This is a genomic window from Pseudomonas fontis (genome assembly GCF_028656955.1).
In the GTDB taxonomy this organism is placed as follows: Bacteria; Pseudomonadota; Gammaproteobacteria; order Pseudomonadales; family Pseudomonadaceae; genus Aquipseudomonas; species Aquipseudomonas fontis.
In genome coordinates, this window is record NZ_JAMDGY010000017.1 from 1 (window position 1) to 19,914 (window position 19,914).

18 protein-coding genes and 1 pseudogene are annotated in these 19,914 nt (G+C 63.7%); 12 read left to right on the plus strand and 7 right to left on the minus strand.

Translation table 11 applies throughout. The features are described from left to right. From M5G11_RS06510 to M5G11_RS06530, 4 genes and pseudogenes are all read right to left on the minus strand, one after another. Nucleotides 1-2,453, minus strand: a pseudogene (locus tag M5G11_RS06510) (T6SS effector BTH_I2691 family protein); the annotation flags it as partial. Then, nucleotides 2,450-3,391, minus strand: coding sequence for a hypothetical protein (locus tag M5G11_RS06520; protein ID WP_273911167.1), 942 nt, complete (start codon nt 3,389-3,391; stop codon nt 2,450-2,452). The gene M5G11_RS06520 and the pseudogene M5G11_RS06510, both read right to left, overlap by 4 nt. Continuing rightward, on the minus strand, nt 3,388-5,472 hold the full coding sequence (locus tag M5G11_RS06525) for a type VI secretion system Vgr family protein (RefSeq protein ID WP_273925253.1): 2,085 nt from the start codon (nt 5,470-5,472) through the stop codon (nt 3,388-3,390). Before M5G11_RS06525 ends, M5G11_RS06520 begins: the two co-directional genes overlap by 4 nt. Before the next feature lie 105 nt (nt 5,473-5,577). Then, entirely contained in the window at nt 5,578-5,886 is a 309-nt protein-coding gene (locus M5G11_RS06530; RefSeq protein ID WP_273911169.1) for a hypothetical protein, read from the minus strand. Between the two features lie 138 nt (nt 5,887-6,024). Here M5G11_RS06530 and M5G11_RS06535 point away from each other — a divergent pair, with 138 nt between their 5' ends. The 3 genes from M5G11_RS06535 to M5G11_RS06545 are packed head-to-tail and all read left to right on the plus strand — an operon-like array spanning nt 6,025 to nt 8,181. Then, nucleotides 6,025-6,687, plus strand: a complete 663-nt coding sequence (locus tag M5G11_RS06535) for a TonB C-terminal domain-containing protein (protein WP_273911170.1) — start codon at nt 6,025-6,027, stop codon at nt 6,685-6,687. Further along, nucleotides 6,684-7,226 (plus strand): sigma-70 family RNA polymerase sigma factor, encoded by a 543-nt coding sequence (locus M5G11_RS06540; protein WP_273911171.1) that lies wholly within the window; start codon nt 6,684-6,686, stop codon nt 7,224-7,226. The genes M5G11_RS06535 and M5G11_RS06540 overlap by 4 nt, the downstream gene beginning before the upstream one ends. Nucleotides 7,227-7,266: 40 nt before the next feature. Next, nucleotides 7,267-8,181, plus strand: coding sequence for a FecR family protein (locus tag M5G11_RS06545; protein WP_273911172.1), 915 nt, complete (start codon nt 7,267-7,269; stop codon nt 8,179-8,181). Here the strand turns inward: M5G11_RS06545 and M5G11_RS06550 are convergent. Then, the gene (locus tag M5G11_RS06550) at nt 8,174-8,785 is read right to left on the minus strand and encodes a PulJ/GspJ family protein (RefSeq protein WP_273911173.1); all 612 of its coding nucleotides are present in this window, start codon (nt 8,783-8,785) and stop codon (nt 8,174-8,176) included. The two genes, M5G11_RS06545 and M5G11_RS06550, sit on opposite strands and share 8 nt — an antisense overlap. Beyond that, the gene (locus M5G11_RS06555) at nt 8,782-9,216 is read right to left on the minus strand and encodes a prepilin-type N-terminal cleavage/methylation domain-containing protein (RefSeq protein WP_273911174.1); all 435 of its coding nucleotides are present in this window, start codon (nt 9,214-9,216) and stop codon (nt 8,782-8,784) included. The genes M5G11_RS06550 and M5G11_RS06555 overlap by 4 nt, the downstream gene beginning before the upstream one ends. A gap of 119 nt (nt 9,217-9,335) precedes the next feature. Here M5G11_RS06555 and M5G11_RS06560 point away from each other — a divergent pair, with 119 nt between their 5' ends. Further along, nucleotides 9,336-9,767 carry a general secretion pathway protein GspC gene (locus tag M5G11_RS06560; RefSeq protein WP_273911175.1) on the plus strand — a complete coding sequence of 144 codons (432 nt, stop codon included), beginning with the start codon at nt 9,336-9,338 and terminating at the stop codon, nt 9,765-9,767. On the opposite strand, the gene gspI is transcribed toward M5G11_RS06560, so the two are convergent. Further along, nucleotides 9,754-10,134, minus strand: coding sequence for a type II secretion system minor pseudopilin GspI (gene gspI, locus M5G11_RS06565; RefSeq protein ID WP_273911176.1), 381 nt, complete (start codon nt 10,132-10,134; stop codon nt 9,754-9,756). The two genes, M5G11_RS06560 and gspI, sit on opposite strands and share 14 nt — an antisense overlap. Nucleotides 10,135-10,328: 194 nt before the next feature. Between gspI and gspG the strand changes: the two genes are divergently transcribed. From gspG to M5G11_RS06605, 8 genes are all read left to right on the plus strand, one after another. Further along, on the plus strand, nt 10,329-10,772 hold the full coding sequence (gene gspG / locus M5G11_RS06570) for a type II secretion system major pseudopilin GspG (RefSeq protein WP_273911177.1): 444 nt from the start codon (nt 10,329-10,331) through the stop codon (nt 10,770-10,772). Between the two features lie 20 nt (nt 10,773-10,792). Beyond that, a complete protein-coding gene (gene gspK, locus M5G11_RS06575; protein ID WP_273911178.1) occupies nt 10,793-11,734 on the plus strand; it encodes a type II secretion system minor pseudopilin GspK in 942 nt (313 codons plus the stop codon). Beyond that, nucleotides 11,731-12,792: a type II secretion system protein GspL gene (gene gspL, locus M5G11_RS06580; RefSeq protein ID WP_273911179.1), complete on the plus strand. Its 1,062-nt coding sequence runs from the start codon at nt 11,731-11,733 to the stop codon at nt 12,790-12,792. The genes gspK and gspL overlap by 4 nt, the downstream gene beginning before the upstream one ends. Beyond that, nucleotides 12,785-13,309, plus strand: coding sequence for a type II secretion system protein GspM (gene gspM / locus M5G11_RS06585; protein ID WP_273911180.1), 525 nt, complete (start codon nt 12,785-12,787; stop codon nt 13,307-13,309). Before gspL ends, gspM begins: the two co-directional genes overlap by 8 nt. Then, nucleotides 13,306-15,717 carry a type II secretion system secretin GspD gene (gspD, locus tag M5G11_RS06590; RefSeq protein WP_273911181.1) on the plus strand — a complete coding sequence of 804 codons (2,412 nt, stop codon included), beginning with the start codon at nt 13,306-13,308 and terminating at the stop codon, nt 15,715-15,717. The genes gspM and gspD overlap by 4 nt, the downstream gene beginning before the upstream one ends. Further along, complete coding sequence (gene gspE, locus M5G11_RS06595) at nt 15,714-17,138, plus strand: type II secretion system ATPase GspE (protein WP_273911182.1); 1,425 nt, start codon at nt 15,714-15,716, stop codon at nt 17,136-17,138. The genes gspD and gspE overlap by 4 nt, the downstream gene beginning before the upstream one ends. Further along, nucleotides 17,138-18,343 (plus strand): type II secretion system inner membrane protein GspF, encoded by a 1,206-nt coding sequence (gspF, locus tag M5G11_RS06600; protein ID WP_273911183.1) that lies wholly within the window; start codon nt 17,138-17,140, stop codon nt 18,341-18,343. The genes gspE and gspF overlap by 1 nt, the downstream gene beginning before the upstream one ends. Before the next feature lie 373 nt (nt 18,344-18,716). Next, complete coding sequence (locus M5G11_RS06605) at nt 18,717-19,847, plus strand: substrate-binding domain-containing protein (protein ID WP_273911184.1); 1,131 nt, start codon at nt 18,717-18,719, stop codon at nt 19,845-19,847. Nucleotides 19,848-19,914: the final 67 nt, after the last annotated feature.

A 19,914-nucleotide genomic window follows, 5' to 3' on the forward strand; every position in this document is an offset into this window, starting at 1 on the left:
CAAAATTTCTGACACCCCCCTTTGCAGCAGCAAGGTCCCCGCTTTTAGTCGTACGCACTGTGGCGTGAATGAGTTGGTAGGCATCGTATATGCCTGAGGCTGCATTGATCAGTGCACCGGTTCTGACCATAAAGTCTGCACTTTTAAACAGTGTTTTTGCTTTCTCAGTTCCGCTGCTGCCAAGCACTTGTGAATTAATTATTCCTTTTGAACCTTCCCTGAAGATTAGTCCGACGGCCTCTATTCCACTTCCTAGCAACGCCATTTGAGACCCATGCAACGCCAACAACGCCTCCGTCGACTTATCCCTCACCGCAACTTCCGCTTTCTCCATGTTCTTATTCAAACTGTCACTCAGCAGGTACAACCCGCCCAACGACAGCAGCAGATCCAAACTTCCCGCCACCCCGCGCAACCCACCAAAACTGGCCCGCACCATCTTCTTCGCCTGCTGCGCACTGACCCTTACGTCCTGAAGCACCTGGCGCGCAGCGGGCTCAAGCGAGCCCACTGCCACTGACAATTTACTGAGCCGGCCATGCGCCGCTTCGCTCAACGTGTCGACGGCGTGACCGGCGCTGGCCAGGCGGCGCTGCAGCTCCTCGGCGCTGCCTTCCACCCAGACGCTGACCTTGATACTCGTGTTCGCCAGCTTCGGGTCGAGCACTGCAAGGCTCAGCAAGCCTTCCTGAATGATCGGCCGCACCTTGCGCACAGCACCGCCAAGGCCATCAATGCCGGCATGCATGCGCTCCCGCGCCTTGGCAATCGCCGCATTGGCCTTCTGTTGCATCTCTCGCAAATGGGCACTTTGCAGGGCGTAATACTCGCTGAGCTTCATCTCCAACTGCAGTTCGACCAGCTTCACGCCGTTGTGCAGCCACTGGCTGGCAGTGTTCAAGCGCATCACCGCCCGTTGCACGCCGGGCCCGAGCAGCGGTTTCAGCCGGCTGCTGGCGGCATTCACCGCACCCAGCGCATCGGCAATGGATTGCTTGAGCGAGTTGCGCAGCAACACGCCCATGTCGTCGCTGGAGAGAAACTTGTTCAGGGCCGAATAGAGCTTCTCGCTGTCGCGCCAATCGGTCTCGCCAGTGGCGGAAAAGCTCGGCAGCAACGCGCCCAGCAAGGCTTGGTCGCGCATCAACAGCACACGGTAAGCCGGGCTTTGCGGGTCGTTAAGCCACTTCAGCCACAGCGCCTCGCTCGGCCCCTGGGCGTCGGCAGTACTGCTCGGCGCTTCGCTGATGCCGCCCGCCAGGCACAGCGCCATGGTCTTGCAGTAGGCGCCGCCCGACTCCGGATCATCACCGTCGTAGTCATGTTGCTCGATCAGGCTGAACGCGGTGCTATTGCACAACGCGGCGTAAGCCTCGGCATTGCGGTCGATGTAGGTTTGATACAGCGCATCCTCGCGTTCGTACTCAGCGTGGTAGGCGGCGCGTTGCGGCTCGTGATAACGCTCCTCCAGGCGCTCCCTGTTGTTCTCGACGTGGCGCTCAATGGCCTGTTGGCGCTCTACGGACGGGTCGGTGAATACCGGCGGGCCGTCACCGGTCTGTGGCTCGAAGTCGGAGACCAGTTGTTCGGCCCACTGGTGGTGCATGGCGCGAATCGCCAGGAGGATCTGCGAGGTCTGTATCCGGTAAGCCCGCTCGGGCTCTTCCCGCCATATCTGGCGAGTGGCTATCCAGCCCAAGCGCGCTGTTGTATTCCTGCACCAGGCCCACGGTGTCGTCGAGCGCCAGGGCCAGCACGCCTTGCTCCAACTGGTGCTCGGCAATGGCGTTGATCACATGGCCGCTGACGGCGGTGCGCCGCAGAAACTGGCTGTGAAAGCCATGCACGCTGGCGAACTCGCCGGGCAACTGGTGGGCATACTCGAAGACCTCACGGTCCACCTGCAGATTGCCCGGGGTCATCGCCAGGCCCAGCTCGGCGGGATTGTCGCGGGCCTGGGCCAGGTCCAGCACCTGGAAGCGCCCGGCCGGCGCCTTGCCGGTTTTGTAGGCATTGAGCACGCTGACCGCCCAGGGGTCGCTGGCAAAGGCGATCCACGCCGTGGCGTAGGTCTTGCTGTCCAGGGTCAGGAAGGACGAGGGGATGTCGTGGTTTTCGTTCAGGCACTGCGCGGGCAGGCTCTTCGGCGGGCCAGGCACCGGCTCGTACGGGTTGAAGCGGCGCAAGTGCCCCTGCTCGGTGACTTCATAGGCTTCCCACACCTTGCGATCGAGCAGCACGTACAGATAACCGGCGCGCAAGGTACGCAGGCCCAGGGTGGTTTCAACCCGCGACCCACCACTGAGCGGCGCCACGTAGGCCGGTCGCAGGTCCGGGACCAAGGCCCGGCGCAAGGGCAGGATCGGCAAGCCCTTGCGCTGGCAGGCCAGGCACGCGTCGACCGGCAGCGCCGCTTCAGCAATGGAAATGGCGATGAGTTGGCTAAGGCTCATGGTTGGTACTCCGGTTGGGTCAGCGAGGCGACGACGGCTTGCCAGCGGGCTTCGTTGTATTGGCTCAATTGCGCGTCCAGAGGCGACTGCCCGGCACTGGCGCGGGCCAGCATGGCGGCGACTTGGGGCTGGGTGTGCAGGCGTGGGTGCAGGCTCAGGCGATGCAACGACAAGCTCAGGAGGTCGGCGGTGGTGCTCAGCCCGAGCTCGCGCGCCTGCTGTATCAGGCGCCCGGCCTGGATGGCCGCAACCGGCGGCAGCACTGATGGCCCTTGCCAGCGTTCGGGGGCGTACAGGCCGGGGTACATGAGCAACTCGCGCCATGCCGACAGCAAGGCCTGCACCAAGGGCACGTCGTCTTGCAAACGGCTGGCCTGCGGCGGTGTGGCCGGTCGTTTGTTCGGTTGACCGTGCAGCGTTGCCGTCGCGCCACCGCTGGTGGTGAACAACCAATGCCTGATCGGCCACCAGGGGCCCAGGTCGCTGCGCTCAAAGGCTGCGGCGAGCAACTCGAGCCGTACCGGCTCGAACACCGGGTAATACTTCGTGCCACCCGCCGCCGTAGGCAAGTGGCCCATTTGGCTCAGGTGCGCCGCAATCACCTCGGCGGGTTGCTCGCTGATCAGCCAGCCGCACACCTGTCGTTTGCGTTGTCGAACATCCGCCTGCGCCGCCCGTGCCGTCAGCTCCAGCAAGCTGCGCGAGGGGCTGGCGCCGGGGGCGGCGAGGCACGCCAGCAAGGGGCGGTGTTGCGGCGCATGGGCAAGGTCGGGGCGCAACACGGGGGTAACGGCGTCCTGGCCCAGCGTATCGCGCAGCGTCTTCGCCAGGGCGCGAGGTGAGCGTTCCGCCATGGCCAACGGATCGAGCAGGGCATAGCAGTAGTCACCGGGGCCATGCTGATCGGTGATGAACTGCAGCAAGGTGTCGAGGTTCACGGCTTGCTCTCCTCGCAGGTGGTAGAGGCGTTGGCCACCAGTGCCAGGGAAAGGCTGTTGCCACTGCCCGCGTTGTCGGCGGTCATCGGGCCGTGCAGGTTGATCGCCAGGCCATTGAGGGTGATGCCGTTCTGGTCCAGCACGATGCTGCCGCCCGGGCTGCGGAACTCCAGGCGCTCGCTGGCACTGAGCTGAAACACGGTGGTCTGGCACTGCATGCCGTCGCCTGCGGCAAGGTGCAGTTGACCGTTGATGCGGTGCGTGCTGTTGCCGCCGACCTCGACCTGATGATTGGCGGTCGTCGCTTCAATCCGGTCGTTGCCGACGTCCTCCCGCAAGTCCCGAGTGATGCTGACGTGCTGGTCGCGAGCGACGCTGCTGGAGTGATCACGGCCGATCCGCTCGCTACGGTCGTTGCCGATATGGGTCTGTTCGTCGTGGCCAACCTCTTCGCTGCGGTTGCGCCCGATTTGCGTGGTTTCGTCATGGCCGATGCGGTTGTTCTGGTCTTTCTGCGCATGGAGGAACACCTCCTCATGCCCCAGCTCATCCTCAAAGCGCAGCTCGTTGAAGCCCACGCCCTTGTGGGTCTGGCTTTTGATGGTCATGCGGGTTCTGTGCTTGGGTAACTCATAAGGCGGGGGCTGGGTGGCGCAATAAGTGCGCCCCGTGATGATCGGTAAATCGGGGTCAGAATTTTCGTAGTTGACGATGACTTCCTGACCGATTAGGGGTATCGCCATGGAGCCCCAGTTGCCCCCGGCCCAGCCTTGGGAAACCCGCACCCAGCAAGAGCTGAACTCGTTGCTTTGGCTCTCGCGGTCCCACGGGAAACTGAGCTTTACCCGGCCCCATTCATCGCAGTAGATCTGCTCGTTCGGCGGGCCGACCACGGTCGCCATTTGCGGCCCGTCGATACGCGGTTTGGGCAGTGACTCTGGTTTCCATTCGATGCGGCCGGGGATCAGTACCGCGTGCTGCACGTAGGAAGTACCTTGATGGGCACCCACAGCTTCGTCCTCCTGGCTGGTGTGTTGAATGCCGATGTGCTGGATGCGCAGCACCCGCCAGTGAACGTTCAAATCCTCGCGCGGATGCTCGATCAGGTTGAAGCTCAGGCCCGGTTGCAGGCGGGTGTCGTCGCCTTGCACTTCGGCGATGCGCGCGTCGTGGCGCAGAGCGGCCATGCGGGTCTGGGTGAAGGGCTTGCCGACTTCGTCGCGTTTGTAGCGGCCGGGGAAATCAAAGCGCTCGTAGTCGTGGGACTGGTGCTGCAAATCTCTGGCGGTAGCGCTGTGTTCCTGGCGGTAGGCCGGGTGTTTGAAGCTGTAGTCGCGCTGCACCTGCCTGGCACTGCGGACCTGTTCGCTGTAGCGAAAGTGGTGCAGCGCAGGCTCGGGGTGGTCACCACCGGGGACAGGGTTGTAGAGCACGGCGAGGGGGGCGCCACCTTCGTCTTCTGGTTCGTAGTCCTGGTCCTCTGGGTCTGGCTTGATCACACTGCGGGTGATCAAGCCCAGCGCCAGCAAACGGTCCGTAAGAATCAGCTGATGGCCCTTGGCAGTGTGCTCGAAGGCGTAGATGAAGCCTTCTTCAGCGGCGAGGCGCTCGATGAACGCCAGGTCGGTTTCCCCGGCCTGCACGCAGTATTCGCGCACTTGATGGTCGAAGCAGACCACCAGTTCCAGGTTGGTCAGGTGTTGCGCCTTGAGCAGGATCTCGAAGATCTGCGGCACGCTCTTGTGCTGGAAGATCCGCCAATTGGAACGCAGGCGGGCACGCGCCAGTTGTGGCTCGATCAGCGCGTGATAGCGGGTGCGGTGAAAGCCGGTGTCGCCCTGGGTGAAGCTGCTGACCAGGCCGTGTACGTAGCGTACCGGGCGTTCGCCGCGCCAGATCGTCAGTAGAACAGGGCAGTCGAGCAACTGGCCAAAGTCAACGTCGGGCTCATCGCTGGACAGCTCGACGCTCAAGGTGAAGGGGCGACTCAAGCCTTCGTTGAGCTCGAACGACACCACCTCAAAGGTGGCATCCCCGACTAAAGGTTTGAAGGTGTAACGCAGGTCGGATTGGCGAGACATGAATTGCTTCCTGCAATTTCAAAAGTGTCTCCAATCATGGTCACTGCTGGTGAAACGTACCCATAGGACATTTCCTGCCGCGCTGCGGGATATTTCCTTATAAGCCTAATTCGCTGGCCGCTGCGGATACGCCGATGTCCCGAAGGTGTTGCCCATCCGTGTGCTGGTCGCCGACGGAGTGGACAACCCGAGCTGATTCGGCGCCTTTCGGCTTACGTCCATCTGCATGGCGCGGCGATTTTCCTGCGCTGCGCGCTGCCCCTCGGGGTTCTGCAGGTGCCGGGTCAGGCAGTCGTAGGCCAATGCCCGCGCCTGGCCGACCTGCACGTCAATGCAGCCTTTGTCCGCTGCAGCGGGTTCGGCTTGTGCCGTAGCGGTCAGTAGCAGCAATACAGCTATGAACATGGGTTTCATCGGAACGCTCCCGGTTTTCTGTTTCTGCAGTCTACCTCCAGGCTTTTCCCGGCACCGTTAAGGTTTATTTGCCGACGGCTGTCATACCAGGTTCATACACACAAGCGAGGATTACGCTTTTCGGGGGGAGTCGCCGGGGTGCGCCAATGCCTTGCCAGAATCACCGTGCTGCTCGTGGTCGTGCTGACGGGGTGGTTACCGGCACTGGCAGCAGGGCCGATCGCCTTTACCATCCCGGCCCAGCCATTGGACCAGGCCCTGCACGCCTTCAGCCAGCAGAGCGGCATGGCCGTATTGGTCGACCGTGAGCTGACAGGCAAGCGCCGTTCGATGCACCTGCACGGGCACTTCAGCGCCCGCGCAGCGCTGCAACGGTTGCTCGAGGGTACCGGCCTGACGGCGCACTACAGCGCGGCAGATGCGTTCACCGTGCAACCGATTCAGCTTGAGCAAGTGAAGCAAGGCACGCGTCCCAACCGGATGAGTGCCGGCAACTACGCACAGGCGATCCAGCAGGCAGTCGAACGAGCCATGTGCCGTTCGGTACTCGCCCGCCCAGGCAACTACCGGGCGGCCTTGCAAGTCTGGATCGATGCACAGGGGGTTCTGGTACAGAGCCGCCTGCTGGCTTCTACCGGCAACGAGCAGCGCGATGCCGCCGTGGTCGAGAGCTTGCGCGCGTTGCTCCTGGAACGGCCACCACCGTCCTCGATGGCGCAACCGGTGACCTTATTGTTGCGACCTGAAGGAACAGGAACAGGCATGGACTGCACACATTCGCAAGGAGCCTCGGCGGCATGAACACACCTCGGGACAGTACGCTGGTCAGGCTGTTTCTGACCTCCTACGACGCATTCAAGGTTCGCCTCAAGCGCCGGCTCGGCTCCGACGACCTGGCCTGCGACGTGTTGCAGGAAACCTACCTGCGGGTCGACCGCATGGAGGATACGCCCACGCTGCACAAGCCGAACGCTTACCTTTATCGCATGGCCCTGAACATTGCCGCCGATCGTCGTCAGGCCGACGCTCGTTTGCTCACCGGTGGCGAAATCGAAGCGCTGCTGCACGTCGCCGAAGACCAGGACCCCGCGCGCATCGTCGGCGGTCAGAAGGAAATCCAGTCGCTGCTCGACGCCCTGTACGAATTGCCCGCACGGCGTCGACGGATTTTCATCGCCGCGCGCCTGGAGGAAGCCTCTCACCTGGAAATCGCCCAGCGCTTTGGTATTTCGACACGGATGGTTGAAAAGGAACTGAAGGCCGCCCTGGGTTTTTGTGCCATGCGTCTTGAAAGAAAAGTGTTTCAACGGTTCGGTCCTGGTGCGGGAAAACCGTCTTGATCAATACACAGCTCAAATTCCACAGCAGGTCGCCTACACCATGATCTCCCATCCTTCGCCCGATTCGAACCTGCACAGCCAGGCCCAGGACTGGTTGGTGCTGTTGACCTCTGGGCAGGCTACCGAGGCTGACGCCCGGGCCTTGCGCCAATGGTGTGCGAAGAGCCCCGCGCATGCTCAAGCCTTTGCCTCCACACGTCATCTGTGGCAGCAGCTGGAACCCGCCGCGCGCCAGGCCAGCCGCGTGTTGCCCTTGCGGCAAATGGGCCGTCGGGCGTTCCTGGGGGGAGCGATCGCTGCCTCGGCGGCGTTCGTCCTGCTGCGCAGCAACCTGCTCGATGGGCTGGGGCAACCGGCAGCAGATTTCCAGACGGCGGTGGGTGAGCAACGTCAGGTGGCGCTGGGGCAAGACGTGGCGCTTGAACTCAACACCCAGACCCGCATCAGCCGCCAGGGTGGCGCAGCAATTACCTTGCTCGACGGCGAAGTCGAAGTGCAGGCACAGGCTGCGGTACAGGTGCAGGCCGGCGCTGGGTTGCTGAGCGCGCAGCAGGCGCGCTTCAATGTGCGCCAAGCGGGTGAGGTGGTCTGCGTCACCTGCCTTTCTGGTCAGGTGCAGGTGCTCTGGCAAGGGCGCAGCTTGGCCCTGGCCAGTGGCCGACAACTGAGTTACGACCGGCAGCAGGCCGGTGAGCCACAGGTGTTTGACCCAGTGCAAGTGATGGCGTGGCGTGAGCAGTTGCTGGTTTTCCACGATACCCCCTTGAGCCAGGTGATCGACGAGATCAACCGCTACAGGCCGGGGGTGTTGCTGCTGCTCAATCCTGAACTGGGCCGGCGCAAAGTCCAGGCGCGATTCACCCTGGCTCAGTTGCCGGGTGTCGCGGGGCTGATTCGCGATGCCTACGGTGTTCGCTGCACCGAGCTACCGGGTGATGTCGTGCTGATCAGTTGAACGGGCCCAGCACCTGCCGGTAACGCTCCACACCCTGCGGGCCGTCGCGCGATAGCCGCAGCTCGAAGCCGGCGGGGTTGTCCTGGCGCTGGCCATCCAGCGAGCGCCAGCCTTTGCCCGGTTGCCAGAGCCGAATAGCGAATTCGCTCACCCCTTGCAGCACGGCGACTTTGCCTTTGGGGGCCGGCAGGGGAAAGCGTGCACGAGCACTGCCACTGGCGCGGTACAGGGTATCGCCTTCCTGCCACCAGCGTACCCGTTGCAACGCCGTACCTTCGACGGTGCTGCGGATAATCTCCAACTGCACGCCGTGTTGGTCACTGCCTTTCACACTGAAGGCCGGCGTGGGTGTGCTGCTGGCGGGGTCATGGCCAGGCAGCACGGGTTCATTGAGCTCGGTGGTGGCGCGTTGGTCCAGGTCACGTTCCAACTGGCCGAATACCCGCAGCAGTGCGCGGGTTTGCTCGGTGCTGTCACGCACATGCAGATCCGCGCGGCTGACGCTGTCCAGCCCGCGCCAGGCGACCAGGCTGACGATCGCCATCAATAAAATGGCGACCATCACTTCGATCAGGGTGAAACCGCTGTTGCGTGCATGCTTCATGGTTGACGTACCTGTACCAGGCCTGCGGCATCACGCAGCACCTCGATCTGCTGCTGGCCGCTGCTCAATAGCAGGGTCAGGGGTTCGCCCAACCATTCGGCGCTGATGTGTACGCTGCCCTCTGGCACCCGGCGTATCGACACGGGCGCTGCCTGCCATTTGCGTGGGCGCAACAGGGGTTCGTCGTTGACGGTCTGGCCTTCACGAATAAAGCGATAGCCTCGGCTATCGGCCTGCCACTGCAAGGGGCGGCCGTCGGCAAGCACTTCGCTGTGCGCTACCTGAAGTAGCTGGGCGAGACGCTCGGCATCCTCGCGCAATGCCTTGCCGGGGTCCGGGCGAATGCTCAGGCTGATCGCCGCGCTGGCGATCCCGACAATCACCAGTACCACCATCAGCTCAATCAGGGTGAAGCCGTGTTGACGTTCCATGTATGCAAATGCTCCTGGGCTGCAAACAGGGTGCACGGCAAAGATGATCGGCGTGTGAAATAAAAGCGTGAGAATCGATGTATATGCTGGGGCGAGGGACTACAGGGAGATCACGTCCGATGGAATTCGCATTCAAGTCGCAGCTATCACCGCAATGGGTCCAGGGGCTGGGGTTGCTGGCCGCCATCGCAGGGTTGGCCACCTGGGGGGTGGTGTTGTTTACCCCTGAGACTGCCGCCCCGATGCAAGAGGCAACGGTGCCTATTCAAGCCCAGCCTGCAGCCGCCGCACAGTGGTTCGCCAACCGCCCGGCGCAGGTCGACATCGTGGTAAGCGGCTTGCTGGCCGCAGGCAAGGGGACCGTGGCGGTCCTTTCGGTGAATGGCGGTGCGGCGCAGGCGGTACGGGTAGGTGAGTTGCTCGCACAGGGGGTTCGCCTGGTGGCGATCGAGGCGGATGGCTTGATCATCGAGCGCGGGCATGAGCGCAGCAAGGTGAGCATCGCCCAATTGCCGCAGCCACCTGCGCTGCCGAGCCTTATCCGTCCTTGAGTGGACGCCCGAGCAGGGTTTCCAGGTTGGCCAAGGGTGGGCCTTCGTGTTCGGCGTCGAACACCTGCACCTGCACCCTGAGCAGCGCGGCAAGCGGGCTGTTGTCGATGCGTTGCTCGCAGCGCAGGCGCAGGCGGCCCTGATTGCACTCGAAACGACGCAGGCCGGGCGCCACGCGGCCTTGCAGGCGCAGTTCAGTCAGTTGGTTCTGGGCGGCCAGCAGGGCCAGTGACTTGTCGCGCAGCAGGCCGTTGCCTTGGGTCATCAGGCCGGCGGCACGCACGGCTGCGGCCATGGCCACAGCGACGATGGCGAGGGCAACGAGGACTTCGATGAGGGTGAAACCTGCGGAGTGCTTGCGGCGCATAACGAGGTCCTGGGCAGCGGCCAAGCAAACCCAACGAGGCCGTTGCGGCCACTGAGGGGGCTAAAGCAAAGCCCCATTCTAGAGCGGGTTTCTGACCGATTTCTGACGGCAACACCCGAGGATTTTCAATACCACTGACATATCCGCTTGCCACAATCGGCCCCCGAATCGAACTCACGCCAAGGAATGCCGAGATGCAGATCGCCCGCCACCGTAGTGCCCGTGCACGCCACCAGCGTGGTTTCACTCTGATCGAGATCATGGTGGTGGTGGTCATCCTCGGGATCCTCGCCGCGATGGTGGTCCCCAAGGTGCTCGATCGCCCCGACCAGGCCCGTGCCACTGCCGCACGCCAGGACATCGCCGGGCTCATGCAGGCCCTCAAGCTCTACCGCCTGGACAACGGCAGCTACCCCTCACAGAACCAGGGCCTGCAAGTGCTCGCGCAAAAGCCCGCGCAGGCCAAGGCTGGCACCTGGCGCTCGTACCTCGACCGCCTGCCCAATGATCCCTGGGGTCGCCCGTATCACTACCTCAACCCAGGTGCCAACGGTGAAATCGACGTGTTCTCGCTGGGCGCCGATGGTGAAGGCGAAGGTGACGGCGTGAATGCCGATATTGGCTCCTGGCAGCTGTAGCCGTGAACCGGCAACGCGGTATGGCAATCATCAGTGCTCTATTGATCGCTGCCGTGGTGGCGGTGATCGCTGGAGGCATGATCAGCCGTCAAAGTGTTTTCACCCGGCAGTTGGAAAACCAGCAGTTGCGCGCCGAGAGCGGTTGGATGCTGCGCGCAGGGCTGGAATGGAGCCGTCAGTTGTTGGCTGAGCAACGCCAGAGCGATCCGCTGATTCGCGGCGGCCAACGTTGGGCACAGCCGCTTGCCGGTGTCCCGGGTGGGCAACACAAGGGTCAGTTCGAGGGGCGCCTGGATGACGAACAAGGCAAGTTCAACCTGCGTAACCTGGTGGCCGATGAGCAAGTTGATGAGCAAGCGCTCGCCGCGTTTCGCCGGTTGTGCAGCTTGATAGACATACGCCCGATGCTGGTGGAAGCGATCATTACGCGGGTCGTCGAAAGCTACCCGGTGCGTGTGCGTCGTGACCCGCCGCCGTCGTCCCAGCAGGCGTTCGACAGTGGCCGCCTGACGTCACCCGGCGCCTTGAACCGCCCGCTACCCGCGCGCCGCCCGATGCTGCGCAGCCTGGAGCAGTTGGCCGACCTGCCGGGTATCGATGCGCCTGCGCTGGAACGCTTGCGGCGTTACGTCAGTGTGGTGCCGGCCAATACCTGGATCAATGGCAATACGGCGCCTGCCGAAGTGCTGGCTGCCCACGTCCCCGGCTTGAGTGTGCAAAAGGCACGCAGCCTGGTGGCCGAGCGCGATGGCGGCCGCTGGTTCATCAACCGGGGGGATTTCGTCAACCGCCTGCAAATGCCGAATATTGAGGTTGAAAGCGTGCGCATTGGTATTTCCAGTGAATGGTTCCGGCTGCAGGGGCAGGTCCAGCGGGCGCAGCGACGGGTACGCGTGGAAGCGTTGTTGCAGCAGGTCGAGGCACCTTTACCGCGTGTGGTCTGGGTGAGGGTGGGGGTATGACGGCGCAACTGAGGGTCGTGCTGCCGCCACTCGAAACCTTGCACGCTGAGGTGGCGGTTGCGTACCTGCTGATCGATCGGCAGGGCCGGATCGAGGCCGAAGGCGAAGCTGTTGCCGCGCAATTGGCCCGCTTGGCCAAGGGGCGAGCATTGATGGCACTGCTGCATCCGCGGGATGCGGTACTGACGACGCTTGCACTGCCACCGCTGCCCGAGGCCCGGCTGGGGGCGGCCGTGCAGTGCGCCGCACTCGGGCTGGTGCTGGGTGACATCAAGGCGTTGCATATTGCCCATGGGCCGCGAGGGGTGGACGGGCAGGTGGCGGTGGCGTGGGTTGGGCGCGAAAAGCTGCAGCACTTGGGGCGCTGGCTGCAGGCGAGCGCTCTCAAACTGCGCGGCCTGCATGCGCTCGAACCCTGTGGGAGCCGGCCTTGCCGGCGATGCCAGCACCGCGAAGTAGCTGGCACCGCGTCGATGCTGTCGCCGGCAGGGCCGGCTCCCACAGCGTGCGCGGTTGGCCAGCCACTGCCTGCCTGGGGCCTGCAAGGTGGTTTGACGCAGGCCGCCAGTAGCCCGCGAGGCTGGGGCCGGGCCCTGGCTTGCTGCGCTGTGGCCGTGTTCATCTGGACTCTGGGCCTCAATCTCTACGCCGCACGCCTGGCCAACGAAGGCCAGCAGCTAAGGCAACAAATGAACGCCCAGGTGCGTCAAGCCTTCCCGCAATTGCCCGTGGTGCTCAACCCACTGCAACAGGCCCGCCAGCAACTGCAAGCCGGGCATGCGGCGGACGATCCGGGCAACACCTTCAATCGCCTGCTTGCCGAAGCCGGTCAGGCCATGCCGTTTCTTGCCGGGGCGATCAGCCAGCTGGACTACGCCAACGGCATCCTGGAACTCAAGCCGCTCAGCGGCGCGGCAAAGCCGACGGCGCAGGGTAGTTGGCTAACCGACCTTGGCAACAAAGGCATTCAGGCATCCGCCACCGCCGAGGGCTGGACCCTGCGCCTCGTGCTGCCGGGGCAACCGACTGAGAGTGAAGAGGTGGCCGGTGTTGAGTAAGCTCAAATTCGCGGCCAGGCGCCAACGTGCTGAGGCCGCCTGGCAAGGCCTGGCCCCGCGCGAACGTCTGGCGGTCATGCTGTGTGCCAGCGTGCTTGGCGGCGCTGTTCTCTGGTTTGGCCTGATCCAGCCGCCGCTGGCGCGTATCGACCACTGGCAGGCCGAGACGCCGAAGCTACGCAGCCAGGCACTCGCCCTGAATGCATTGCTCGCCGAGGTGCCGGCCACCTCGCCGGCACCCGAACAACAAGCCGCCGCCCTGCGCCAGAGCCTTGCTGCTGCCGGCCTGGACGCCTATTGCCAGGTGCAGGGCGAAGCCGGCAACTGGCAACTGCACTGGCAGCAGGCGCCGGTTGAAGCGGTGATGGACTGGCTGCTTCAGGCGCCTCGACACCTTGCGCTGGCCGTCGGCGAAAGCCGTTTGCAGCGTGATCCGTTGGCCGACCCCGAGGCCACGGCAACCCTTTCCGGAATCGTTCGCTTGGATCAGGCGCTTGGCGCTAAGGACTCTTCATGACGTGCACAGGATTGCCCTCGACTGCGCGCCGCATTGCCAAAAAGGCCCCACTGGCCCTGGCATTGGCGCTGGCTATCAGTGGCTGCAGCCAGAACCCGACGCAAGCACCGGCAGCAATGGCCAGCAGTGAACTGGGCCGCCCCCTGGCAGTCGTTCACCCCGCTGCAAGCGCGATTGATCGCCAGCCGCTGCATGCCCGCGTCGACACGCCGCGGCCAGTGCCACGTACACCGGCGGTACGGGGCAAGCCCCATAGCAGTGGCGCGCAAGCGGCCGTGCCGAGCAATCCGCTGGGTGACCAACCGGTGTTGCTCAACTTCGTCGACGCCGATATCCAGGCAGTGGTTCGCGCATTGTCACGCGCCACCGGGCGGCAGTTTCTGGTCGATCCTCGGGTCAAGGGGCAGTTGACGCTCGTTTCGGAGGGCGAAGTCCCGGCACGCCGCGCCTATGCGATGTTGCTCGCGGCCCTGCGTATGCAGGGGTTCAGCGTGGTGGATGTCGGCGGGGTCAGCCAGGTGGTGCCCGAGGCCGATGCCAAGCTGCTCGGCGGGCCGATCAACAGCAGCGACAAGGACAGCGGCAATGGCATGATCACCCGCACATTTCGCCTGCAGTACGAAAACGCGGTGAACCTGATTCCCGTGCTGCGCCCGATTGTTTCACCGAACAACCCGATCAATGCCTACCCCGGCAACAACACCGTGGTCGTCACGGATTACGCCGAAAACCTCGAGCGGGTCGCTCAGCTCCTCGACAGCATCGATACCCCCAGTGCCATCGACACCGATGTAGTGGCGATCCAGAACGGTATTGCCAGTGACATCGCCGCCATGGTTTCCGAGCTTCTCGAATCGCAGGGCAACGACCCGACGCAGAAAATCAGCGTGGTCGGCGATCCGCGCTCCAACAGCATCGTCATTCGCGCCGGTAGCCCCGAGCGCACGCAGATAGCGCGTGACCTGATCTACAAGCTCGACAACGCCCAGAACAACCCGAGCAACCTGCATGTGGTGTACCTGCGCAACGCCCAGGCGGGCAAGCTGGCCCAGGTGTTGCGTGGTTTGCTCACCGGTGAGAGTGACAGCGCCCAGGGCGATGGCGCGCGGGCGATGCTCAGTGGTGGCGGGATGCTCTCGGGTGACAAGGGCAACGCGAGCAATGGCAGCAATGGTTCGATGCAAAATGCGTCGAACCAGAACGGCAGCACGCGCACTGGCTATGGCCAAGGCAGTAGTCAGAACCGCAACGCCAACGGCCACGGCAACGACCAGGGGCAAGCCGAGCAGAACACCGTGTTTTCGGCAGGCGGCGTGACCATCCAGGCCGACGCCACCACCAACACCTTGCTGATCTCTGCCCCCGACCCGTTGTACCGCAACCTGCGCGAGGTGATCGACCTGCTCGACCAGCGCCGCGCGCAAGTGGTTATCGAGAGCCTGATCGTGGAGGTAGGCGAGGACGACGCCAGCGAGTTCGGCATTCAGTGGCAAGCCGGCAACCTGGGCGGTAACGGGGCATTCGGTGGGGCCAATCTTGGTGGGGCCGGACTAACCCGTACGGCCAAGAACAGCATCGACGTACTACCCCCCGGGCTGAGTGTCGGTGTGGTCGACGGGACGGTGAACATCCCCGGCATCGGCGAGGTGCTCGACCTCAAGGTTCTGGCGCGCGCGCTCAAGAGCAAGGGCGGCAGCAACGTGCTGTCTACGCCGAACCTGCTGACCCTGGACAACGAAGCGGCGAGCATCTTCGTCGGCCAGACCATCCCGTTCGTCAGTGGCCAGTACGTGACCGATGGTGGCGGCACCAGCAACAATCCATTCCAGACCATCCAGCGCGAGGAAGTCGGGCTCAAGCTCAATGTACGGCCGCAGATTTCCGAGGGTGGCACGGTCAAGCTGGACATCTACCAGGAAGTCAGCAGCGTCGATGAGCGTGCCTCGACCATCAACGGCACCGTTACCAACAAGCGCGCCATCGACACCAGCATCCTGCTCGACGATGGCCAGATCATGGTGCTTGGCGGCCTGTTGCAGGATGGCTATACCCAGACCAACGAAGGTATTCCGTGGCTGTCGAGCCTGCCCGGCGTGGGCCCGTTGTTCCGCAGCGAGCGGCGCGCCACCAACAAGACCAACCTGATGGTGTTCCTGCGCCCCTACATCATTCGTGACACGGCGGTGGGCCGCAGCATTACCTTGAACCGCTACGATTTCATCCGCCGCGCACAGGGCCAACTCAAGCCTGAGCATTCATGGGCCTTGCCGGATGTCGATATGCCATTGTTGCCACCGGTAGAACAAGGCATCCCCGGGGCTGCGCCGGCAGCGCTGAGCACACCGGCTTCCGCACCCAGGGCGGCGATTCGCGCAGTGCCGCTGGATGAGGCCGAGGTGACGCGATGAGCCGTTTGCCCTATGTCTGGGCCAAGACCCAGCGCCTGGTACTGAACGCGGGTGAGGAGGGTAGCGAGGCGCTGCTCAACGTTTGCCCCTCCACGCCGGAGTGGGCACTGGCCGAAGTGCGCCGCCAGTTCGGTGATCTGGCCTGCACGCTGATCAGCGATGAACAACTTGATCGCCTGCTGGCCAGTGCCTATGCCGACACCGGCAGTGCGGCGGCGGTGGTGGGCGCGGCGGAAAACGAGGTGGACCTGGACCGCTTGATGCAGGATATCCCGGAAGTCACCGACCTGCTCGACACCCAGGACGGCGCGCCGGTGATCCGCATGATCAATGCCTTGTTGACCCAGGCCGCGCGGGATGAGGCCAGCGACATTCACATCGAACCCTTCGAAACCCACTCGGTGGTGCGCTACCGGGTCGATGGCACCTTGCGTGACGTGGTATCACCGCGCAAGGCACTGCATGCTGCGCTGGTTTCACGGATCAAGATCATGTCCCAGCTGGACATCGCTGAAAAACGCTTGCCGCAGGATGGTCGTATTGCCCTGCGCGTGGCTGGGCGGCCGATCGACATTCGGGTGTCCACCGTCCCCACTGGCCATGGCGAGCGCGTGGTGATGCGCCTGCTGGACAAACAGGCCGGTCGCCTGCAGCTGGAAACCCTCGGCATGGCGCCGGCGCTGCTGGCGCGCCTCGATCAGTTGATCCGCCAACCCCACGGCATTGTGCTGGTCACCGGGCCCACCGGCAGCGGCAAGACCACCAGCCTGTATGCCGCATTGGCCCGGCTGGATGCCAGCGTGAGCAATATCCTCACGGTTGAGGATCCGGTGGAGTACGACCTGCCCGGCATCAGCCAGATCCAGGTCAACGCGCGCATCGACATGACCTTTGCGGTTGCGCTGCGGGCGATCCTGCGCCAGGACCCGGACGTCATCATGATCGGCGAAATTCGTGATCTGGAGACCGCGCAGATCGCCGTGCAGGCTTCGCTCACCGGTCACCTGGTGCTGGCCACGCTGCACACCAATGATGCGGTGTCGGCCGTGAACCGCTTGATCGACATGGGCGTGGAGCCGTTCCTGCTGGCGTCGGCCATGCTCGGTGTTCTTGCCCAGCGCCTGGTGCGCCGGTTGTGCCCGCACTGCAAGCAACCCGAGCCGAGCACGCCGGGTGTGTTTCGCCCGAACGGCTGCCCGCACTGCAACAACAGCGGCTACAGCGGGCGAACCGGGATTCATGAGTTGTTCTGCATCAACGACGAGATTCGCGGCCTGATCCACCAGGGCGCCGACGAGCAGGCCCTGCGTGCCGCAGCGCGGTGCGCGGGGATGCTCAGCATGCGCGAAGACGGCCAGCGCTGGGTCGACAGCGGCAGTACCGCCGTGGAAGAAATCCTCCGTGTGACCCGGGACACCTGATGACTCAGTATCGTTACGAAGCGGTCGACGCCCAAGGGCGTATCACGCAAGGCCAGATGGAGGCCGACAGCCCGACAGCCGTCATGGTGCAATTGCGCAGCATGGGCCTGCTGGCCTTGCAGGTGGACGAGGAAAGGGCCACGAGCAATGGCGGCGGCCTGTTGCGCCCAAGATTGTCGGATGGCGACCTGGCCTGGACGACCCGACAACTGGCCAGTTTGCTGTCAGCCGGGCTACCGTTGGAGGGTGCGCTGGGTGCCACGCTGGAGCAGTCCGAGCGCAAACACATTGCCCAGGTGTTGGGCGCGGTGCGCAGCGATGTGCGCAGTGGCATGCGCTTGGCCGATGCGCTGGCTGCGCGGCCGAGGGACTTCCCCGAGATCTACCGGGCACTGATTGCGGCGGGGGAGGAGTCTGGCGATCTGGCCCAGGTGATGGAACGTCTCGCGGACTACATCGAGGACCGCAATACCCTGCGCGGGAAGATTCTCACGGCGTTCATCTACCCGGGCGTGGTTGGGCTGGTGTCCATCGGCATCGTGATCTTCCTGCTCAGTTATGTGGTGCCACAGGTGGTCAGTGCCTTTACCCAGGCGCGCCAGGATCTGCCAGGCCTGACCCTGGCGATGCTCAACGCCAGTGACTTTGTGCGTGCGTGGGGCTGGCTGTGTTTCATGGCGTTGGCAGGCGGGTTCTGGAGCTGGCGCCTGTATCTGCGCGGGGCGGCTGCACGCCTGGCCTGGCACAGCCGGATCCTGCGCTTGCCGCTGTTGGGGCGCTTTGTGCTCGGCTTGAACACCGCACGCTTCGCCTCGACGCTGGCGATCCTCGGCAGTGCCGGTGTGCCATTGCTCAGGGCCCTGGAAGCCGCCCGCCAGACCTTGGCCAACGACCGGCTCGACCAGTGTGTGAGCGAGGCCACGGCACGGGTGCGGGAAGGTGTGAACCTGGCGTCAGCACTGGCGGTGGAGAAGGTCTTCCCACCCTTGCTGATCCACCTGATCGCCAGCGGCGAGAAAACCGGCGCGCTGCCGCCCATGCTTGATCGCGCAGCGCAGAGCCTGGCCAAGGACATCGAGCGACGGGCCATGGGCATGACCGCCATGCTTGAGCCGCTGATGATCGTGGTCATGGGCGCGGTGGTGTTGTTGATCGTGATGGCGGTGTTGCTGCCGATCATCGAGATCAACCAGCTGGTGCAATAGTTTTTTTGCTCGCCGAGCAAACACCCGAGCAAGCGCGTGGCTGAGTTCGGGATCTTTAATCTGTCTTGTGGTGGGCGCCGAGCTTGCCGGCACCGCAAGGCAGCGCCTTGCCAGTGCCGGGTCTGCGATGCCGGCCAGCGTCGGCAAGGCCGGCGCCCTCGGGTTTGAACCCGGTTGAAAGGGGCTGAAAACACCCGACCAATTCTCCTGCAACCTCCCGAACTTTTTTCCTCTAGCTGTCACCGCAACCTGCGAACTTCTCTCCCCGTGGAACGGACGCCAAGCCCTCTGGAATGCGGGTAGGCACTGATTCCCGGGCGTCATGCAAACGTGGTCCAACTCAACGCAACGACACGACGATAGGAGATTCTTCATGTTCAAGCGCAATGTTCTCGCCGTTTCCCTGACCCTGGCCAGCCTGTGCTCGGCCCAGGCCATGGCCGCCATTGTCGGTGGTGGTGCAACCCTGCCAGCCGATCTCTACAACACCCCAGGTGTACTGACCACCGGCTTCAACGCCTACATCGGCGTTGGCAGTGGCAACGGCAAGGCGGCGGTCCTGAACAACGACGCCACCAAGCTGAACCTGACTGCCGGCACGCCGGTTGACTATGCCGGTAGCGACTCGGTGCTCAGCGCCAGCGAAATCACCACCTACGCCAACGCCCACCAATCGCCAGCCGTCCCGGTGACTGACGCCAACAACTGGGGCCCACTGGTGCAGATCCCTTCGGCTGCCACTTCGGTAACCATCCCTTACAAGATCGCCGGTGTCAGCAACCTGAACCTGACCAGCGCCCAGCTGTGCGACATCTTCTCCGGCACCGTCAGCAACTGGAGCCAGGTCGACAGCTCGCTGCCGAACGTTGCCATCACTGTGGTTTACCGCAGCGGCAGCAGCGGTACTTCTGAACTGCTGTCCCGTCACCTGAACTCGCAGTGCGCTGCCAAGTTCGTCACCAGCAGCACCTTCACCACCGCCAACGTCGGTGCCGAGCCTGGTACCTGGCTGGTCGCCAGCGGCAGCGCCGACATGGCGAGCAAAGTAGCGGCCACTGAAGGCGCCATCGGCTACGTTGGCCCAGAAGACGTCGATGCTACCAACAACGCCGTAGTTGCCCGCGTCAACGGCTTGCTGCCAACCGTTGGCAACGTGCAGACCGCACTGGCCACCATCGCTCCACCTGCCACTGATGCCGAACGTGCCGACCTCAACAAGTGGGCACCGGTGCTGCCGAACCCAGCCACGGGCTACAGCATTGTCGGTTACACCAACTTCATCTTTGGTCGTTGCTACAAGACCACTGCTGACGCTGGCCAGGTGCGCAACTTCCTGAACCGTCACTACGGTACTACCACCAACAACGATGCGGCTATCGTTGCGAAGAACCTGATCCCGCTGTCGAGCGCCTGGAAAGACGCAGTACGCAACACCTTCGCTACCACCAGCAACACCTTCAGCATCAACCACGCCAGCGTTTGCAACGGCATCGGTCGTCTGTAAGCGTCGCGTTCAGCTGTAAAAAAGCCGCTGGCGACCCTCGGGTCGCCAGCGGCTTTTTTGTGGCCGT